The organism is Cytophagales bacterium (assembly GCA_033344775.1).
Taxonomy (GTDB): Bacteria; Bacteroidota; Bacteroidia; order Cytophagales; family Cyclobacteriaceae; genus JAWPMT01.
The window spans coordinates 1,526,238-1,544,202 of record JAWPMT010000004.1; the positions used below are offsets into that span (position 1 = coordinate 1,526,238).

Annotated in this window: 17 protein-coding genes; 6 read left to right on the forward strand and 11 right to left on the reverse strand. The window is 43.2% G+C overall.

Going from position 1 to position 17,965, the window contains the following annotated elements; genetic code table 11:
* Positions 1-10: 10 nt before the first annotated feature.
* The 4 genes from R8G66_15440 to R8G66_15455 form a co-directional block, all read right to left on the reverse strand.
* Positions 11-595, reverse strand: a complete 585-nt coding sequence (locus R8G66_15440; GenBank protein MDW3193764.1) for a TetR/AcrR family transcriptional regulator — start codon at positions 593-595, stop codon at positions 11-13.
* Positions 596-1,220: 625 nt separating this feature from the next.
* Entirely contained in the window at positions 1,221-1,595 is a 375-nt protein-coding gene (locus tag R8G66_15445; GenBank protein MDW3193765.1) for a hypothetical protein, read from the reverse strand.
* A 117-nt stretch (positions 1,596-1,712) separates the two neighbouring features.
* Entirely contained in the window at positions 1,713-2,831 is a 1,119-nt protein-coding gene (locus R8G66_15450) for a helix-turn-helix domain-containing protein (protein ID MDW3193766.1), read from the reverse strand.
* Between the two features lie 63 nt (positions 2,832-2,894).
* Positions 2,895-3,287: an ACT domain-containing protein gene (locus R8G66_15455; GenBank protein MDW3193767.1), complete on the reverse strand. Its 393-nt coding sequence runs from the start codon at positions 3,285-3,287 to the stop codon at positions 2,895-2,897.
* A 127-nt stretch (positions 3,288-3,414) separates the two neighbouring features.
* On the opposite strand from R8G66_15455, the gene R8G66_15460 reads away from it, so the two are divergent.
* Together R8G66_15460 and R8G66_15465 are read left to right on the forward strand one after the other, a co-directional pair.
* The gene (locus R8G66_15460) at positions 3,415-4,299 is read left to right on the forward strand and encodes an RNA polymerase sigma factor (protein ID MDW3193768.1); all 885 of its coding nucleotides are present in this window, start codon (positions 3,415-3,417) and stop codon (positions 4,297-4,299) included.
* A gap of 37 nt (positions 4,300-4,336) precedes the next feature.
* The gene (locus R8G66_15465) at positions 4,337-5,284 is read left to right on the forward strand and encodes a haloalkane dehalogenase (GenBank protein ID MDW3193769.1); all 948 of its coding nucleotides are present in this window, start codon (positions 4,337-4,339) and stop codon (positions 5,282-5,284) included.
* A gap of 38 nt (positions 5,285-5,322) precedes the next feature.
* Here R8G66_15465 and R8G66_15470 read toward each other — a convergent pair whose 3' ends face one another.
* The 7 genes from R8G66_15470 to R8G66_15500 form a co-directional block, all read right to left on the reverse strand.
* A complete protein-coding gene (locus R8G66_15470; GenBank protein MDW3193770.1) occupies positions 5,323-7,863 on the reverse strand; it encodes an ABC transporter permease in 2,541 nt (846 codons plus the stop codon).
* Positions 7,850-8,188, reverse strand: coding sequence for a helix-turn-helix transcriptional regulator (locus tag R8G66_15475; GenBank protein MDW3193771.1), 339 nt, complete (start codon positions 8,186-8,188; stop codon positions 7,850-7,852). The genes R8G66_15470 and R8G66_15475 overlap by 14 nt, the downstream gene beginning before the upstream one ends.
* 84 nt (positions 8,189-8,272) lie before the next feature.
* Complete coding sequence (locus tag R8G66_15480; GenBank protein ID MDW3193772.1) at positions 8,273-9,322, reverse strand: kelch repeat-containing protein; 1,050 nt, start codon at positions 9,320-9,322, stop codon at positions 8,273-8,275.
* Entirely contained in the window at positions 9,307-10,206 is a 900-nt protein-coding gene (locus tag R8G66_15485) for a WD40 repeat domain-containing protein (protein MDW3193773.1), read from the reverse strand. The genes R8G66_15480 and R8G66_15485 overlap by 16 nt, the downstream gene beginning before the upstream one ends.
* 32 nt (positions 10,207-10,238) lie before the next feature.
* Positions 10,239-11,528, reverse strand: coding sequence for an SMP-30/gluconolactonase/LRE family protein (locus R8G66_15490; protein MDW3193774.1), 1,290 nt, complete (start codon positions 11,526-11,528; stop codon positions 10,239-10,241).
* A 94-nt stretch (positions 11,529-11,622) separates the two neighbouring features.
* Positions 11,623-12,420, reverse strand: coding sequence for a helix-turn-helix transcriptional regulator (locus R8G66_15495; protein ID MDW3193775.1), 798 nt, complete (start codon positions 12,418-12,420; stop codon positions 11,623-11,625).
* A 95-nt stretch (positions 12,421-12,515) separates the two neighbouring features.
* Positions 12,516-13,610 carry a helix-turn-helix domain-containing protein gene (locus tag R8G66_15500; protein ID MDW3193776.1) on the reverse strand — a complete coding sequence of 365 codons (1,095 nt, stop codon included), beginning with the start codon at positions 13,608-13,610 and terminating at the stop codon, positions 12,516-12,518.
* Positions 13,611-13,697: 87 nt separating this feature from the next.
* Here R8G66_15500 and R8G66_15505 point away from each other — a divergent pair, with 87 nt between their 5' ends.
* The 4 genes from R8G66_15505 to R8G66_15520 are packed head-to-tail and all read left to right on the forward strand — an operon-like array spanning position 13,698 to position 17,964.
* Positions 13,698-14,828: an IPT/TIG domain-containing protein gene (locus R8G66_15505; protein ID MDW3193777.1), complete on the forward strand. Its 1,131-nt coding sequence runs from the start codon at positions 13,698-13,700 to the stop codon at positions 14,826-14,828.
* A 25-nt stretch (positions 14,829-14,853) separates the two neighbouring features.
* A complete protein-coding gene (locus tag R8G66_15510) occupies positions 14,854-15,081 on the forward strand; it encodes a hypothetical protein (protein ID MDW3193778.1) in 228 nt (75 codons plus the stop codon).
* 31 nt (positions 15,082-15,112) lie between these two features.
* Positions 15,113-17,002: a serine hydrolase gene (locus tag R8G66_15515; GenBank protein MDW3193779.1), complete on the forward strand. Its 1,890-nt coding sequence runs from the start codon at positions 15,113-15,115 to the stop codon at positions 17,000-17,002.
* The gene (locus R8G66_15520) at positions 16,999-17,964 is read left to right on the forward strand and encodes a kelch repeat-containing protein (GenBank protein MDW3193780.1); all 966 of its coding nucleotides are present in this window, start codon (positions 16,999-17,001) and stop codon (positions 17,962-17,964) included. The genes R8G66_15515 and R8G66_15520 overlap by 4 nt, the downstream gene beginning before the upstream one ends.
* Position 17,965 lies beyond the last annotated feature (1 nt).

The following is a 17,965-nucleotide window of genomic DNA, read 5'->3' on the forward strand; positions in this document are numbered from 1 at the left end:
ATTAAAATTTTTAGAGATGACTTAAATAGGTCTTTAACTGACGGAGAAAAAGCTGATAGAAATCCTTGCTCTGATGAATTTTGCCAATGCCCCGGGTCCCTTCATAACTGCAAACAATGAAAGTGGCCACCTCCTCGAAATTATGTTGCTCAATCTCCTTACGATCTGCCGCTTTTTGAAGTACTTGCGCCATGGTATGCTTCCACTTTTCCAGAATACCTTTTAGGGCTACCATGAATTTCGGATTGACCGGGGACATTTCCTGGATGAGGTTATTGGTGGGACATCCATTGATGACTTGCTCATCAGAGATATTGAGCATAAAGGTCTCAATCGTTTCATAGATCTTTTGTACGGGTTGTTTACTATCTACAACAGGGGTAATCAGTGACTGCTCAAATCTTGGAGCAATCACTTCTTTGATCACCGCAAGTCCCATCTCTTCTTTGTTTTTGAAATGATAGAAAAAAGCTCCTTTGGTCACACTGGTCGTTTCAATGATCTTATCGATACTGGTCGCCTGATAACCATTGGCATAGATGAGGTCAAAGGCTTTTTCCAATAGGTACTGGCGGGTGATCTCTGATTTTTTCATAAAATACTAGTCAGTATGTTTCTTAAACTTCATCTACTGAATAAGAGTTCATACTACTTGGTATTTTTTAAAAAAACTAATTGAAATACCCATTTAAGCATTATTGGCCAAGCTGATAAGCCATCCGCATGTAATGAATCAACTCCTGGTTAATATCCTCCTTATGGCAAAGTTTAAAATGATGAACATGGGCAGATTTAGTCACAGTCTCAATTCGATGAAAGCAAGCAGTCTCATCATATCTCCTGTTTAATACAAGATGCCCTGCAAGGTATTTATCCCCTAATCTATTGATCGATGCAAATCGCATTCGACTATTGAGTGCAATCCTTGTTTTTGCAGGATGGAGTTCGAATTCCCCTATGCACTTAAACTCATCGATCAGCAGTTGATAAAGTCGAAGCGTATCTTCCGTTTTACCCTCCAGGAAATGTTCTATCGTATTTTGATTGCACGAATGCCATTGATTTGAGTTGACGAATTTTTGTTGACATTCTGGGCAAATCCACATAGGTTGAAGTTAGTCATTCAAATAACAAAAGGCGCCGATCGATAGCGCCAATATATATTATGATCAGACTGTGCGGATGTTGGAAGCACACGTATCGTGTGCTTCCAACTTTGATCAATTCTCCTTCGTTGCTACCCACACTGCAAGAAACCCCCGATCAATGGCATGTGTGGTACCATAAAGCTTACCATCCTTGAGGTAAAATGAAGTATTGTACTCACCACTGTTATCTCCGGAGATCAATGCACCATATATGGTTCCAGTCTGGGTATTAAGCTGGCCAGATCTTAACTTTACACCTTCACGATAAAAGGTACCATACATTTCATTTCCTTTGACTCTAATGATTTCCATCATGGCAAAATTTGAATCGGTTGTATCCTGCGGACTCATGTCCAGTTTCCATTTGCCAACTAATTCCTGAGTATCCTGAGCGGCTACATTGAAACTCAAAAACAGGACTAATGACATTAAGATAATCGTTCTCATACTTTGAAATTTTTGATTTGGGAGGCAAGTTGTAAGTCAGGATCATGAGGATCGGCTCAATTCTAAAATTGAACCCTGTTGCTGCATATTTGCTGGTCTCAATTAAGAAATTGACACCTATGATCTTTGCTTCAATTGACTGGGAGGAATGCCTAAATGTTTCTTTACCGCGCGATTAAAGGAGGATTTGGAATTGAATCCGGCTTGATGTGCCAGAGACAACAACGTGTATTTATCATTAGAAGGATCTTTGACCAATTGTTCCAATTCATGAACTCGGTACTCGTTGATATAATCGGTAAATGACTTTTTAGCCAGATCATTCAGGGTACGCGTCAGCAAATATGGTTTGACCTCCATTTGCTCCGCCAGCCCCGCTAGTGTCAATTCCGAATTTCTATAGACTTGTTGACCCTCTACCAGTTCCTTCAATTTGTCAGCGATTTCAGAAAGAGCAGCCCTTTCAGCTTCGGGAATTTTCTTAACCGGTTTCAACAAGCGATGATCTGAACGAATAATACTGGAGATGCCAAACCAATAGACAAGCAAGGCCATACCTATGAAAAAAGGATAGTAATAGAACCGAGTGCGATAGAAGTAATATATACTCTCCGTCGACATGAAGAAGATCAGATCTACAATCAAAATGATCAGCACCACACAATAGTAAGCCCCAAATCCTCTCACAAGATTGACTATCCAACGATAGTTTTCCTGCACGACATCCTTTGAATCAAGTTTTCTTAACAACTGAAGAGACTTCCAGGCAAATCCGATGATCAACAAGCTGGCAATGATGGGGACCGTAGAGTAATTCATCCAGACCATGTATCCATAATAGCCCAGCCAGGTCAGGCTTTCTCTCGTGCCATCCCAGAAAAAATTCTGTGACCGAACATAGATGCTACAAATGATCTGAATTAGGATCGGAAGCCAAAGCCATTGATCTTTTTTACCCGGATGAAATTCAGGATTTACTTGTCCTTTGGCATATAAAAAAAGTAGTGGTCCGTATGCCCATTCCAGGTCCATCGTCAGATGATACCAGGCATCGTAACGACCAATCCCAAAAAGGTACAGCACCTGATTGAGTAAACCATAAGACAGCACCAACAACAACATGGCCTTGTACTTGTTGGCGATCGGAGGTTTACGCCACAGAATGATTGCAAAGGCCATTCCTTGAGAAAAGCCGATACATAAAATAATGATCAGAACAATGGTCAGTGCATCCATTGCAGTAAAGATGCATGGAATGAATCACAATTTTTATCCTCTAGATAAAAAGCTTTAAGAACTTCAATTGGATAGTCTTTTCAGCACCTCAAGCGCCTTGTTCTCATCAATAGCATTGACGAAAATATGATCATGATAATACCCTGCGACCACATTACAACTAATTTGATCGTTGGCCAACGCCGTGGAAAAGGCAGCGGTCAAACCCACAGCTTCTAATGAAGAATGTATTTGCAAGGTGATCCATGAGGCCACATAATCATAAGTCAAACCCAATTCGTCGGCCTTACTTTGCTCCAGAATTATGGTAATGCCTTCCTTCTCCTTGAAGGTAGCGATGACTTCATGGAGATCAATCAACTTGTCTTTCTCTACAGTTGAGAACACGTATTTCCCCGGATTTAATTTTGGAGTCAAATGCTTAATCAATTTCGAAAGATCTTCTTCGCCCGTCATGGTTTATTCTTTTGCTCAAAGAAACAGGCTTTTCAAAACCTGTTTTGCCTAAGAGATATAGAAACCCAGACCAATTTTGGTCACACCTATCAAAAGTCGTCGTATTTATATTACAACATCGAAGCTTATGGTGACAAACCCACTTCATACAGATTACGATTCAGATAAGGATCGTTCACTAATTGACCGGACACTAAAAGGCGACCGAAAAGCCTTAAACGAATTACTGGAAAACCATAATACGTTCATCTACAACATCGCCATCAAGATGACAGGTGATTTAGAACTTTCAAAAGACCTGACCCAAGACATACTCATCAAGATCGTTTCCAATTTGTCGAAATATGACCCGGGAAAAGGGGATTTTCGTCCTTGGTTGTATCGATTGGCATTCAATCATCTCCTCGATCAGAAAAAATCAGCCACGGAATTAAGAATCAGCTCCTTCAGTCAGCTATTTGGAGCAGTAGAAAGTATCCCGGACGAGTCACTGGAACCCAATCAGGCATTCCCTGATGAAAACCATGCTTACACCCTGGAAGTGCAGATCAAATGCACCAGTGGTATGCTGATGTGCCTGACCAGAGATCAACGCTTACTCTACGTAGTTGGGGACTTATTTCAGATCGATCACAATCTGGGTGCAGAAATATTCGACCTGACCAAAGAGAGCTTTCGTAAAAGACTTAGCAGGATTAGAAATGAATTGCACCAATGGATGCACAATCGCTGTGGTTTGATCAATAAGGACAATCCATGTCGATGCAACAAGAAAACCAGGGGTTTCATTGATCGTGGAATCGTAGACCCAGGCAATCTGATTTGGAACAAGGATTACAAACATCGCATCGAAGACTATACTAGATCCCAATTGCATGAACTTCAACGCAGTTCAGATGAAGTCTACTCCAAACTTTACCGTCGACATCCGATGAAGTCTACTCAAACCGTGGATGAAGTTATGAATACCATACTGGGAGATAAGCATTTGAAGCAAATGCTTGAGATCTAGCCTCCCCTCTTTAATCGTCTTATTTAAATATCCTATCATGAAAAAGCCATTGCTTTTAGCGGGCCTAATCGTTATTGCTATGTCAAGTTTTAGCCAACAAGCGCCAATCTCGGCTGATTTCCCATTTGAATCTAACTACCAAAAGGTACTTGATTCGAAAATGCATTTTGTTGACGAAGGTGATCCAAATTCGGCGCACACCTTCCTTCTGCTACATGGAAATCCGACTTCCAGCTACCTCTGGAGAAACATCATCCCACACCTTACTCCAAAAGGCCGGGTAGTAGTACCTGATCTTATTGGGATGGGGAAATCCGGAAAACCAGCCATTGATTATACTTTCGAAGATCACATCCAATACATGGATGCTTTCATCGATGGGTTGGGATTGGATAACATCATTTTGGTGGTACAGGATTGGGGCTCCGGTCTGGGGTTTCATTACGCACATAGATACCAGAACCGGGTGGCAGGTATTGTCTTTTTTGAGGCGATCACCAGACCCATCGAATGGAAAGAAGCCAATTTGATCGAACGATTCATCTTTAAACGCTTTCGTCATCCTGAAAAAGGCCATAAATTGATCGTAGAGAAAAACTTCTTCGTTGAGAAATTCATCCCAATGATGGCCGGACGCAAACTCACTCAGGAGGAGATGGACCAATACCGTGCTCCTTATTTAGAAAAAGAAGACCGAAAACCTGTTAGGGTCTGGCCTACCCAAATCCCCATAGGTGGTGAACCTGAATTCAGCACCAAGGTCATCCAGGCTTATGCTGACTACTTGCCAACTTCCTCTGTTCCCAAAATGATGTTCCATGTAAAACCAGGAATGATCATCAAGAAAAAAGAAGCTGATAAAATCAAATCTTCATGGAATAATCTGGAAACGATTTTCCTCGGAAAGGGCAAGCACTACATCCAGGAACAATATCCCCATCAAATTGGGGACGGTATCGCAGCCTGGTATGCAAAGACCTATTGAAATTAGCGCCGGCTGAAATGATTCAGGCCGGCAATTAATTACTCATCCCTCAAGAAATTCACCGGATTCAGTCGATTGATTCGGGACAGTTGGATCAGCATGACCAGTATGAATACCGCAGCACAACTCAAGACTCCTATTACGAACAAGTCCGCAGTTAAAGTGATCCGGTTGGCATAGCCCTCTAGCCATTGGTTCAACATGTAGAAGGCGGGAAACAATCCTCCAATTAATCCCAGGGCAAGCCATGGCAGAAAATTTCTGAAGAAGATATTGTACAAAGCCGCAATGGAGGCTCCATTGATTTTGTGAATGGTCACTTCTTTGAGACGCTTCTCAATGTTGGTCCCCAAGACTCCAAGTAAACCTAGTGCAGCCAAAAATATCGCTAACCCAGAACCGATCAGACTCACCCTACTCACTTTAGCCTCCGAATCGTAAACCCGCTGATTGTAGTCACTCACCCAACTGTACTCCAGGCCATAAGGCGCATATATTCGTTCATACACCTCCTTCACTTGATCGGCGATGGTCACATCTGTCTGTGTGGTCTTCACGAAGAAATATTGAAAAGGATAGGCATCGGTCAGGTACATCACCAGGGGTTCCTGGTCGTATCTTGGAGACTGGAAATGATAATCCTCGACCACCCCCACAATCGTCGGGTCCTTTAACTCTCCATAACTAATTGGCAATACCTGACCTATCGGATCATCAAATCCCAGTTCTTTGGCCATGGTTTGGGTAATCAGCGCCGCACTGGTAAAATCCGTACTAATTTCAGGATTCAGGTTTCTGCCCTGAACAATTTCCAGGTCCATCATTTCTACAAAATCGGGATCGATGTGCAGGTGGCGGGTACCAACTTGATCGTATTCGCCAGATAGCCGGGTACCATTATACCCTGAATTGAAGGAAACATATTCAACACCTGGCAACCTTAATAATTCTTCTTTGAGAATGTCAGCTTTCTCCTGGTTTTGGATTCTTCCAAAAAGTAGATTTTCGGAGTTATATCCTAAATCGAAATCGAGCAAATACCGAAGTTGTTGTTGGGTAGTGAATGTCACCAGTAGCATGAATATGGAAAGCGCCGCCTGAAAGGAAAGAAACAATTTGCTCATGGGTCGACGATGCGCCATGAATTTGTAGCCGCGTAAGGCTTTCAGGACATTCATCCCGGAAAGGAATATCGCAGGAAAATTGCCGGATAGTAGGATCGCCACCACTGCTACTGACAGCATTCCCATGAGGTACTTTCCCGTAAACAAAGCACTGACGGTGTATTGATGTTCAATGTAGCTAGAGAAGGGGCTCAATAGCAATAATTGAAGCACCCACGCCAATACAAATGCCAGCAAAACATTGAGACTCACTTCTACCAGAAACTGAGAGAAGATGATGGCACGATCCGCACCTATTGCCTTCCGAATCCCTACTTCCTTTACCCGCTTCAGGTAGTTGCCCACTGAGAAGTTGGCGAAGTTCAGCGTACTGATCAACAGACACAGTAGACTCGTTAATATCAAGACCAACAGCACGGCAGCATCCATGGTCCCGATCAGGCCATTGCCTGCACGGAGATCAACATTCGTATGAATTTCAGTCAAGGGCTGTAGAAATACCTCGGATCTCATATCGCTCTCCTCCTCCGGGAGCAGTTCGGTCATTTGTTGCTCGATGAATTCCTGCGATGTACGTTTTTCCAACCGAACCAGCACATTCAGATTCACATCAAACCATTCCGTCAGCCGGCGCTCAGGAGTGAGGGTTCGATAAAAACTATTGGCAACCATTACCTGCGGCCTCAAAGAGCTATTTCGAGGAATGTCCTCATAAATAGCTACCACTTGGAAAGTGTGATTTTCTCCATTGAAAATGAATTCAATCGTCTCGGGCTGATCCATTCTTTCATAAAATGAACGGGAGACAAATACATCCTTGGGTGCTCCAAATAGGGACACATCGCCAGAAAGGAATTCGAAATCCAAAATGCGAAAGATATCCACATCCACATAGTGGCATACAAAATTCTGGGTCTCGCCTTTGTGTTTCAGAAGCGGATAGCCAGACTTCACCTGACTTGCAGCTACGATACCTGAAATCTGCTGCTTAAACTCCTCACCCATCACAAATGATGCTCCTCCAAAGGACCGGGTTTGACCCTTGTAAGTCATGTGCATTCCAATGCGATACGTTTGATCTGCGTGGGTATGGAACCGATCATAAGAATATTGATCAGAAACAAAAAGCCAGGTATACCCGGCCATGGTTATTCCTAGTGTTAGTCCCAGAATGTTGATAAAAGAATAGCGGCGGGTTTTCCAAAGGAATCGGAATCCCGTTTTGACGAAATTTTGAAAAAACATGAATTGACCTATTTTGAGTTTGATAAATGTCCGATTAGCTAATCTCAAGCTGATCAGTAGCTCCCAGAAAAGAAATGTCCGCGCATAACCAATTCCTCTTTTACCCGACCGTATGAAGTAAGCCTCCTGCAAATCGCCGGAAACTTCTTCCTTAAGGTCCCCTTGAAGAAAGACCCCTAATATCTGATCGGTAATTTTAAAATTGGACACCAGAAATGATTTCGAATTGCGGTTTCGCTGCACCTGACCAAAGTGCATTCTTCTTCTCATGGGCTTCTTTGATGATGTTGTATCCTACGGAAGTTGCCCAGTATAAACGCTTGCGTTTGCCACCACGCTCCGAAGAAGGCTGACCGAATTCTGACTTAACCCAACCTTTTTTCTCCATGCGTTTTAGCACCACATGAATGGCCGGAAGAGAAATGGTCTTCTTCAGGGCGTCTTCATATTGTTCGGCAATCTCTACGCCATGGATCTTTTCGTTATTGAGCAGGATCAGGAGAATAACTTCTTCTAAACCACCGATAGATTCCATATTATTAACAATCGTTTAAATAACAGACGCAATAATATTAATAAATGTTTAAAAAATATAATCTATAAAAATCTAACCAGAAGATCAATGGCTGTTTCGGACCCTTTTTTTAGGTGCCACGTCGTATAGCATTTGCCATTCACCGATTTGAAATGCCCAAAGGTCCCCGAAAACCTTTTTGCCATCATGTCCACCATACATCAGTACCCGACTCTCCCTGGCATCATAGACCATCGCATGATGATTTCGTGGCAGGGGATTTTGATTGGACTCGTATGGCTCCCAGGCATTCCCCGAAAAAAGCAAAGTACTATTGACACGTGAATCTCCATTGTAGCCACCAAAACGAATGATTCTTGAAGAAACCGAATCGTAAGCCATAGCGGCGTTGAATACTCCGATAGGTTGTTCTATCGTTAATTTCTCCCACCTGTTGTTATTCCAAACCCATGTTTCTCCGGTTCCCGGACCATATTGACGATCAATTGTACTTCCTCCAAAAAGCAGCAACTGCTTACGAGAAGGCTCATAGACCATAGGAGCCCCGTGTCTGGCTGTTGGTCCCTTGGCCTTTACCCGATGCCAGTTGTCTTCATAGTACTCCCAGGTGTCCGAGAGCTTGATGTATTTTTTTCCTTCGATAGTATACCCGGCGAACAAAACCAGCCTCTGACGTTGAACATCATAGGCCATGGACATCTCTGCACGTGGTGAAGGTTGGCTTTCAGGAAAAAGCTGCCTCCAAGCCCCATCTTTAAATTGCCAGGTATCATTCAACAGGTTGTCCAGGCTGGTCTCTTTTCCAAAAAGCACCTTGCTTCCACCGAAAAGCACCAGTCGATCATTCTGAGGGTCATAAACCAATCCTGCAAAAGTCCGGGCTGGTGGTACTTCCGCCGTAATCACATCCTCCCACTGATGGCCATTTAGCCTTTGCAAATCAGCGATGACCTCCTTCTCTGTTGCTCCCCCAAATAGATATACCATCGATTCACCTTCATGGTATACCAGGCTATGTGCATTTCTTACTTGCCCTACGGTTTCCTGACAAACGAAGAATGCTACCCAAACAAGCAATGGATTGACTATGCTCCCGTACTGCCTGACCCTGTCAAAAATCACTCTATCCGCCATATTTTCGCTTTTCTGTCCCCACCCGAAGAAACCAAAAATCCCTTCGAGACTGCCAGTCCACTGACATAATTTTCATGCGCCTCAAAAGTTGATTGCAATTGGCCGTCTAACGTCCATTGCTTGATTTGACCATCTGTACCGCAGGAAATGAAACGATCTTCATCCAAAAATGCTAAACCCGTAATCATTGACTCGTGCCCTTCCGACAAAGTCACCTTTCCATTGTCAAGTTGGACCATAGCCAGGTTTCCGTTTTTCAGACCAAGTACGATCCGATTGCTTTTACCGTGTATCAACAAACGTCTTACTCCGGAATCAAAAGAAGCAACCACCTGATTCGCTTTGCCCCAGGACCTCAAATCCCCATCATCACTCCCCGAATAAAAAGTATCTGAATTTGATTGATAGACTAGCGCATTTACCTGGCCGGTATGCCCCTTCAAACTGAGCTTCACCTCACCTGTTCTACTCCAGATGATCACCGAATGATCCCGGCTGATGGTTGCCAAAAAATCGGAGGTATTCCAAACATTGACGACAGCTTCTTCATGACCTTCCAAGATGACTTGAGGTTCTCCCTTCAAGTTCCACAAAATGGCACGATGGTCATAGCTCCCGGTTAGGATCGAAGCGGTTGCTTCATGATAGTCAATGGATGAAACCGAGGTGAAATGCCCTTCCAAGGGCAAAACCAAATCTGTATTTGGGTCCCAAATTCGTCCTAAGGAATCTTTTCCCGCAGTTAAGACAAGAAAGGGAGCTTCCTGCGCAATATCTACGTCATACACCGTATTGGGATGATCCAGCACTTTCCATAAGTCTTGCGACTTTGAGGAATAAACAGACCAGAACAGCATTGAGGTCAATAAAATCTTTCTGAACATCACTTGGTGGTTTCTTATTTATCAATAACAATTCATTCTACTAATTCAATTACCCGGATGATCGACGGACTAATAACTGCCTGATCTGAATTGGAACCATCCACATCGTTCACGTAGAGATATCTACCATCGGGGCTAAAAGCGATATCATTAGGCAACGAAAAGCTGGCTTGCGTAAGCGGGCCATCTACAATGCCGCGGTTGCCATTTCCAGCCAAGAGCCTTACGGATCCCGTTAAAGAAACCCGATGGATTTGATGAAGTCCCCTGGAAACAACGTAGATCGAATTTCCGTGAATTAATAAATGACCATTATTACCTCCTGGCATAGTAGCGAAATCTGACACCTCGCCCTCAGGAGTGATCTTTACAATTGTCGGACTACCAAAACTTGCGATGTACAGATTGCCGTCTCTATCAATATCAATCCCATTTGGGCAATTGAAAAGTGAACTTGAAGCAAATGCCGATACATTGCCCTCCATATCTACCTGACTAATGGTGTTGTTACCGCAATTGCAGACGTAGAGTAATGAGTCCCCGTCAAAGGCAATGCCTACAGGATTACTAAAACCTGTGGCAAATAGGGAAACTTCACCCGCAGGAGTTATTTTACTGACGGTATTTCCAGCAATATTGGATTGATACAGATTGCCTACCTGGTCAAAATCATTGCCAGAGGCTCCGTTTAATCCAGACGCAAAATTAGAAACTTGTCCATCTGGGGTAATTTTCAAAACGTTGGAGCCATTGGCTTGATTGGTGGCCCGGCCAAAATCTGCCACATAGATGTTTCCCTGACGATCAGTGTCCATACCTCCTGTGCCTTCATTCAATGTACCCGTCAATGTTCTAACAACATTTTTTCGTTGCAGCGTAAAGGCGGAAGACGGTTCGGAAAGCACACCTGCATCATCTGCTATGCCGACAGAAAGCACGAAAATCACGTAGGAAACATTTTCTGAAATTGCCTCCTCCTGTACATCTTGTTGATCCATTTCAAACCTTATTCCCTGACTGGTTGCACTGGTTCCCAGGGACAAGAAAGCATTGCTGTTCAATGCAGCGATCGAATCAAAACTTGATTGCAGCTCCGTTGGAACGATCAATATCCGCAAAGATTCGATTAGGGAAAGATCCCTTGGTTTTCGAAAAGAAACGCTGATATCACGGGCATCTGCAAAGTTCGCAACATCTTTCACGGTAATATCCGTTACCGGCATGAGGACTGGACCTTCTCCTAATGGAGGCTCATCACTACTGCAGGAAGTAAGAAACAGAAGAATTGAACAACAAAAAAGCAGAAAAAAATTAAATCTCATTGGGATACTTGCTTATTACTTAGCACCAATATCATGAGATGAAATGAAGAACACTTTGTCAGAAATTGCGGAGTTACCAATTCACTTTATGTTGTCAATTGCGATGCAGTTCCCGGTACTCGGAAGGAGTGAACCCAGTCGTCTTCTTGAATAACTTACTGAAGGTATGAGCATCGCCCAAATGATAAATCACAGCAATTTGCATAAGTGTCTTACCACTGAGTAACTCACGCTTGGTGGCTTCAATCTTGTTGAGTTGATAAAACTTGTAGGGTGTGATCCCAAAAACTTCTTTGAATCGCCTGATCAATTCATATTTTGACAAACAAGCGTTTTCTGCTAATTGAGCGAGGCTCAACATGGATTTTGGATTTCGCTCGATCGTACTTTTGACTAGCAGCAGTTTTTTGAGAATGTCCAACCTGGCTCCGGCAGTCTTCAGAGACAACATATCAAGATGATCATGTGCCTGGGTCAGATAGTTTGTCAAGTGTTGATGAATGTAGGTTATCGAATCCAGGGATTCTCCAATCATCCTGCTTTTCGTAGATTCAATGTATTTGATCAGGCCAGTATCCAAAATGGGAAAAGTGTTCAGATGATGACCTAATGACATATCCTTATTCAAGAAGATAGAATACCCTTCGGAAGCCTCAGACACGGTGGTGAGCACCTCCACTCCTTCATTGACAAACAGGTAATTCCCTGATCGCACACTTATCTCCTTTCCATCGATGAGATAAGAAATTCTACCTTTTTGTACATACTTGATCGATGCAGGTGCTTTGTATTCAAAACGCGTGAATTGCCGATGATTAAAAATAAGCATACCGCTTTCAACCCGATTGAAATCCATCGACTCAATATTGAGATCAGTAATGTACTTTACCATGAGATGTCCCTTGTCTCCGGTGAATCTCAATAAGTAATGTCTCGCAAAATAGCTTTGAAACGCATTCTGCAGAAAATGGAACTTAATTCCGACCCCTAATTGGTCAGCCTATTGAAGTAGTTGGCAGGTGTCTCTCCCGTAAATTCCTTGAAGCTTCTATAAAAAGAGGTCTTGCTCTTGAAGCCGACATCTCTTGCAAGCCCCTCTATCGAAAAAGGTTGATTGCTTTTATTAAGAAATCGCCGTTCCATCTCCTTGATCCGAAGGATATTGATCAATTGCGGGACGGTCACTTGCATCTCCTGATTGATCAGGGTAGTAAGTTTTCTTCCTGATATCTTCAACTTTTTCGAAAGTTCTGTTACCCCCAAATCCGGCTGCAAATAAAGTTGCATCAAGGTGATCTGCTCTACCATTTCTTTTAAGGAGACAGAATAGGCCTCCCAATTAAACCTATCCTGCCAGATCCTGATACTTCTGACGGGATACTTCAGCGCTTCGGGTTTATAGATGACATAGAACAACCAACCGTAAATAAAGATGAGAAAAAAGTTGGTCTTCCAGATATCAAGGGATTTCAGGTAAATTCCCGACATCTCATAAACTCCGATAAATAGCCACACCACCACAAAATAACTGAAGAAAAGAATGGCCAGAGCTTTTAACCAATGACTCAGACGTAGCCACAATTCTACACCATGAAAGAGGTATCTCTTCGAAAGAAGTGCATACACCCAAACCATATATCCAGCAATCTGAGCGGAGAAAATGAATTTACCATAGTGTGCTTCAGGTTGCTCCTGATGAGATAGCAAAGAATTCTCCCGAACTTCCAGGTCGATCACAAACTGGTTATCCACCAAATTCATGAGAATAACAGGAACGAAGTGTATCAGATCAATCCATTTAAAAGTCACTCCTGTCGTTTGATACCTGATCCAGATGAAAATGACGGGAATGAAAAGAAACCAGGTAAATGTGAAAATAAAAGTAAACTGCGGATAGGTGATGAAGAAATCTGGTGTCCAACGACCAAATTCATCAAAAAACATAAAGGTTAGTAGTAAAAGGAGGGTCCCCAGGTAAGCATTGTTCTTATCACGCTTTACCCTGAGGAAGGCAAGAATGCTGAAAGTGAGTGCATTCAGCGTAGATACAAAGAAGATCAAACTATGTAGTGATAGGCTCATTTTCTGGTTATCCAACTTATTCTGCAATATCTGACAAAAAGGAAAGGGTGCATCCGGCAGATATTTGACAAAACTGGAACAATTGACATGAAGCGATCAATTATCAAAGGACATTATTTTCTGCTGGCCTTGTGCGTTTTTTTGATTCAATGCTCGGATGATGATGAAAGTAACACCTTTCAGATCACCAGCATTACCCCCGCATTTGGTACATGCGGGGATATTATATCCATCAATGGAAACGCCTTCGGAAACTCTTTAACTGACCTTCGGGTCCTATTGAATGAAGTGGAGCTTGAAATCCGACATGTGAGTGATGATCGAATTAATATCATTCTCTCGGAAGAGGAGGAATCAGGTCAAATTGAAGTTTTCAAAGGAGAACTGAAAGCCACATCTGAACAAACGCTAGAGGTATCTAAGCCCGGCCCTATTGTGATCGAAAGCATCTCTACCAATGAAGGCTTTTTTGGTGATGAAATCCTGATCAGAGGTGAAAATTTTGACCCAGAACCTACGAAAAACATCGTCAGGCTTGGGTTTACGGAATTTGAAGTAATCTCTGCAACTCGGTCCTCGCTTAGGGTCAGTGTACCGTTCGCTATCGATAGAAGAGGCACATTCACCATAGAAATCGGTTGTCGGGTCGCCACGGATGATCAAGAGTTCTGGATCAATACCTCGCAAGGGTCCTGGAATAGCTTTTGGAATGACCGATGGCACGATGGCCGTCCGGTCGAATCTAAAAACTTCATCGTCTATAGTGAAAAATCCAGCCAGGCCATGAGGCGTCAAATTGCCAGTGAAGCTGAAATTTCTTTCGACGATCTTAAATCTATCATCGACTATCAGGAAGGAGAATTCAGATTTCGTGAAGATTACGAAACAGATCAAATCCATATCCTCGCCGATTACAACCAACAGCCCTGGGTAGGTCTGGCTTATCGTGATGGATTTATCATTCGGGCGAGGGATTCACCAAGGTACAATGGTGACCTGGAGCGATGGAAAAATGTATTTCAACATGAAATGGCACATGTCGTTGAATTTTTGATGATTGGTGAATTTCAATACAGACAAGCCAATACAGTATGGATGCGAGAGGGATTTGGGAATTATGGCGCGCGTAATCACAGAGTACAGACCGTAGCACAACTCAATACCTGGCGAAACCAAACCAGGAATTTGCCGGGAGAAGGAAAACCCGATCGCCATTAGGGTATGGGGGGACTTCCCACAATCAGTGATAGACAACAATTCCTTCGTGGATTATTATGCCTATTTCGAGCTGGCTGTACGATACCTTCTTGATCCCAAAGGCCACAATAAAAGCATTGCTGATCTCAAAGCATTTTACAACGACTTAGGCCGTGGAGTTAATGTTCAAGTTGCCTTTGAGGCGCATTTCGACCTGAACATGAACGATTTTCAAGAGCAGTATTGGACTCTAATGGAAAACTATCTCGATTGATCTATCCATGATGAACTTAAGAAGGCACTGTTTGCGATTACTTTTAATCGTACTCGCAATTCAAATTACACTCCCAGGTACAGCCTTCGGTCAGGAACATAAAATTGATCTGGCCGCAGACTTACAAAATCCCACGTTATTGATCAAGTCAATTGATTCACTGATAAGCCATGAAATGGAGCAAGACCGACTACCAGGGGCGGCATTTATCATGGTACATGGGGATCAGGTCATTCATCAAAAGGGATATGGCGTCACTAATCTGGAGAACCATACACCTGTCAGTGTTGACAGCACCCTATTTCGGATTGGCTCTATAACCAAATTTGTTACGGTACTGGGTCTGATGAAACTGATCAATGACAATAAGATCAATATGAATGATGAGGTTAACCAATACCTGGATGAACTAAAGCTAATGTCTAACTATGAAGAGCCTGTAAGGGTCTGGCATCTCATGACTCATACGGGAGGTTTTGATCAAAAACTGAGAGGCAGGCTTTTTGATAATCCAGAAGATCGTCCAACTATTGATTCTTTTCTCAAGGGTGAATTGATACAAGTGAAACCGCCAGGAAGGGTCGGTTCTTATGATACTTATGGAATCACTTTGGCCGGCAGGATCATTGAGCGAGTTTCTGGTATGTCATTTGAAGCATTTATCTCTGAAAATATCTTAAAAAAGATGGGCATGAATCTCTCCGGAATAGAAATGGCTGATCAACTTCCTCGCCTTACGGCCACGGGTTATGGACTTCAATCGGAAACATTCGTACCCCAGAAATACGAATATTATGTCACTACTCCCGCTTCTTCCATGGATGCAACAGCTGCAGATATTGGGAGATTCATAAAAGGTATTCTGGGACAAGATGCCGGAATTTTATCTACGGATCTATGGCAGGAAATCCTTTACAAACGCCAATTCAGAAATGCTCCGGAAATCCCGGGATTTTCATACGGACTATGGGAAAGGATAATCGGAAAAGAACGTATTCTTTGGCATGGAGGAATCATGAATGGATATTCGAGTTCTCTTTACCTGCTACCTGAACACAACCTTGGTTTCTTCTTGGTTTATACCCGGGATTTTGAAACCGGTCCTAATCCAAACTTAAGAAACCTACTACCCAATCACCTGATCGATAGATGGTTTCAAAAACCTGCTACTAAGCTGCCTGAAAAGATTTCGGTCGATGCCAAGCGATTTGAAGGAACATACGCCAATACCATATATTGTCGCATGTGTTTTGAGGGCGAGGGCGCAACCAGGAGAATTTTTTCCATTAAAGCGGTTGATAAAGGGATGATTGAGTTCCTGGGCACAAAATTCTACGCTTACGATCCGCTAAATTTTACGGACTCCACAGGAAGATTCAAGCTTGCCTTCCGAGAAGATACTCGTGGAGAGGTTAATTATGTTTTTGGAAATTGGTCCTCTGACGCTACATATGAAAAGCTGGGACCTTCCCTGCTTCTGGAGGTTAAGCAGTCCGGATTTTCAAAAGAGGCCATGTTGCCACTTCGAGCAATGACCTATAGAGGCTTAGCAGAATGGACCAATGCAGCCGAGGCCTATCAGGAGATTGTCAATTTACGTCCCTATGATGGACGGGCTTATCATTACCTGGGCATGTGCCTTTCCAATGCCGGCAAAAAAGAGCAAGCAATTGAGGCATTAATCAAGGCTTATGATCTGGGACAATGGAAACGACATACGGCGAGAATGATTGCGGAACTTTACATGACCAAAGAAAATCTGCCAGGCACCTTACAATGGATAACCAGGATAAAAAAAGATGCTCAGGAGTCGGGTATGGCCGCCCAAAAGATCCGAGATTTCATCTTGATGAGCCCTCTACTAAAAAATCTCGAAAATAATTCCGAATTTAAGGAGATGATCAATTCTGAAGGTAAATGAATCTCTGGCTATCGGTCACCGTTTCAATTCTAACGCTTACCGGATCCATTCAACCAACTCCTTGCCCGAGAAATCAACCGGTAATTGCTTACCATGAACAGGATAGATCCTTTTACTTATTTGGAGGATATTGTTCTGAGAGCAAAACACGCCTCAACGACCTTTGGAAATTTGACGGCCAGCACTGGCAATTAATCGAACAAGATCATTCACCGGAGCCCAGAAGTGGCCATACCATGATATATGACCCAACGCATCGAAGACTCCTTCTTTTTGGAGGGAAAAATGATCAGGGGTTATTACTCAATGACCTATGGGAATGGAAAAACGGATCGTGGCATTTGATTACTGAATCTGGGCCGCCAGCCAGGCAATCTCATCGTCTGGTGGTAAATTCCAGCACTGGGGATCTCCTACTGTTTGGAGGGTCGGATGTCAATCGTCAGGCGTTTGGAGATACTTGGATATTCAATGGAGAAACATGGTTGGAAAAAACAGATAAAGCAGGGCCTCCAGCTCGCCTTCAACATACCATGACCTATGATAACACTAGAGCAAAAGTGGTCCTTTTCGGAGGCTTTAATCGGATTGGGACGGAAAAAATAGTCCTTGGTGATACCTGGGAATGGGACCATATTAACGGCTGGGTTTTGGCCAGCATGAATGACCATCTTGCCAGAGATCACCATGCCATGACTTATGATCCGAATCTTAAATTGACCATCTTGTTTGGAGGTTACCATGAGGGATACCTGGGCGATACCTGGGGATGGGATGGTTCCAACTGGCGACCATTGTCGCAGGCAATCGAATCCGGACTAACCAGAAGAGCGGGAAAACCAGGATTGACCTATAACACTCACATCCATCGAATTACACTTTTCGGTGGCTGGGACCACACCAACCAACCGCTCATGGACTGGTGGTACCTTGATGAGAACGAATGGAAATCTCTCGAATAGC

Coding starts and splice junctions, on each gene's coding strand:
- R8G66_15445 (MDW3193765.1), bottom strand. CDS start 1,595: ATGAGAACGATTATCTTAATGTCATTAGTCCTGTTTTTGAGTTTCAAT.
- R8G66_15520 (MDW3193780.1), top strand. CDS start 16,999: ATGAATCTCTGGCTATCGGTCACCGTTTCAATTCTAACGCTTACCGGA.
- R8G66_15455 (MDW3193767.1), bottom strand. CDS start 3,287: ATGACGGGCGAAGAAGATCTTTCGAAATTGATTAAGCATTTGACTCCA.
- R8G66_15465 (MDW3193769.1), top strand. CDS start 4,337: ATGAAAAAGCCATTGCTTTTAGCGGGCCTAATCGTTATTGCTATGTCA.
- R8G66_15490 (MDW3193774.1), bottom strand. CDS start 11,528: ATGAGATTTAATTTTTTTCTGCTTTTTTGTTGTTCAATTCTTCTGTTT.
- R8G66_15460 (MDW3193768.1), top strand. CDS start 3,415: ATGGTGACAAACCCACTTCATACAGATTACGATTCAGATAAGGATCGT.
- R8G66_15505 (MDW3193777.1), top strand. CDS start 13,698: ATGAAGCGATCAATTATCAAAGGACATTATTTTCTGCTGGCCTTGTGC.
- R8G66_15450 (MDW3193766.1), bottom strand. CDS start 2,831: ATGGATGCACTGACCATTGTTCTGATCATTATTTTATGTATCGGCTTT.
- R8G66_15440 (MDW3193764.1), bottom strand. CDS start 595: ATGAAAAAATCAGAGATCACCCGCCAGTACCTATTGGAAAAAGCCTTT.
- R8G66_15475 (MDW3193771.1), bottom strand. CDS start 8,188: ATGGAATCTATCGGTGGTTTAGAAGAAGTTATTCTCCTGATCCTGCTC.
- R8G66_15495 (MDW3193775.1), bottom strand. CDS start 12,420: ATGGTAAAGTACATTACTGATCTCAATATTGAGTCGATGGATTTCAAT.
- R8G66_15485 (MDW3193773.1), bottom strand. CDS start 10,206: ATGTTCAGAAAGATTTTATTGACCTCAATGCTGTTCTGGTCTGTTTAT.
- R8G66_15500 (MDW3193776.1), bottom strand. CDS start 13,610: ATGAGCCTATCACTACATAGTTTGATCTTCTTTGTATCTACGCTGAAT.
- R8G66_15480 (MDW3193772.1), bottom strand. CDS start 9,322: ATGGCGGATAGAGTGATTTTTGACAGGGTCAGGCAGTACGGGAGCATA.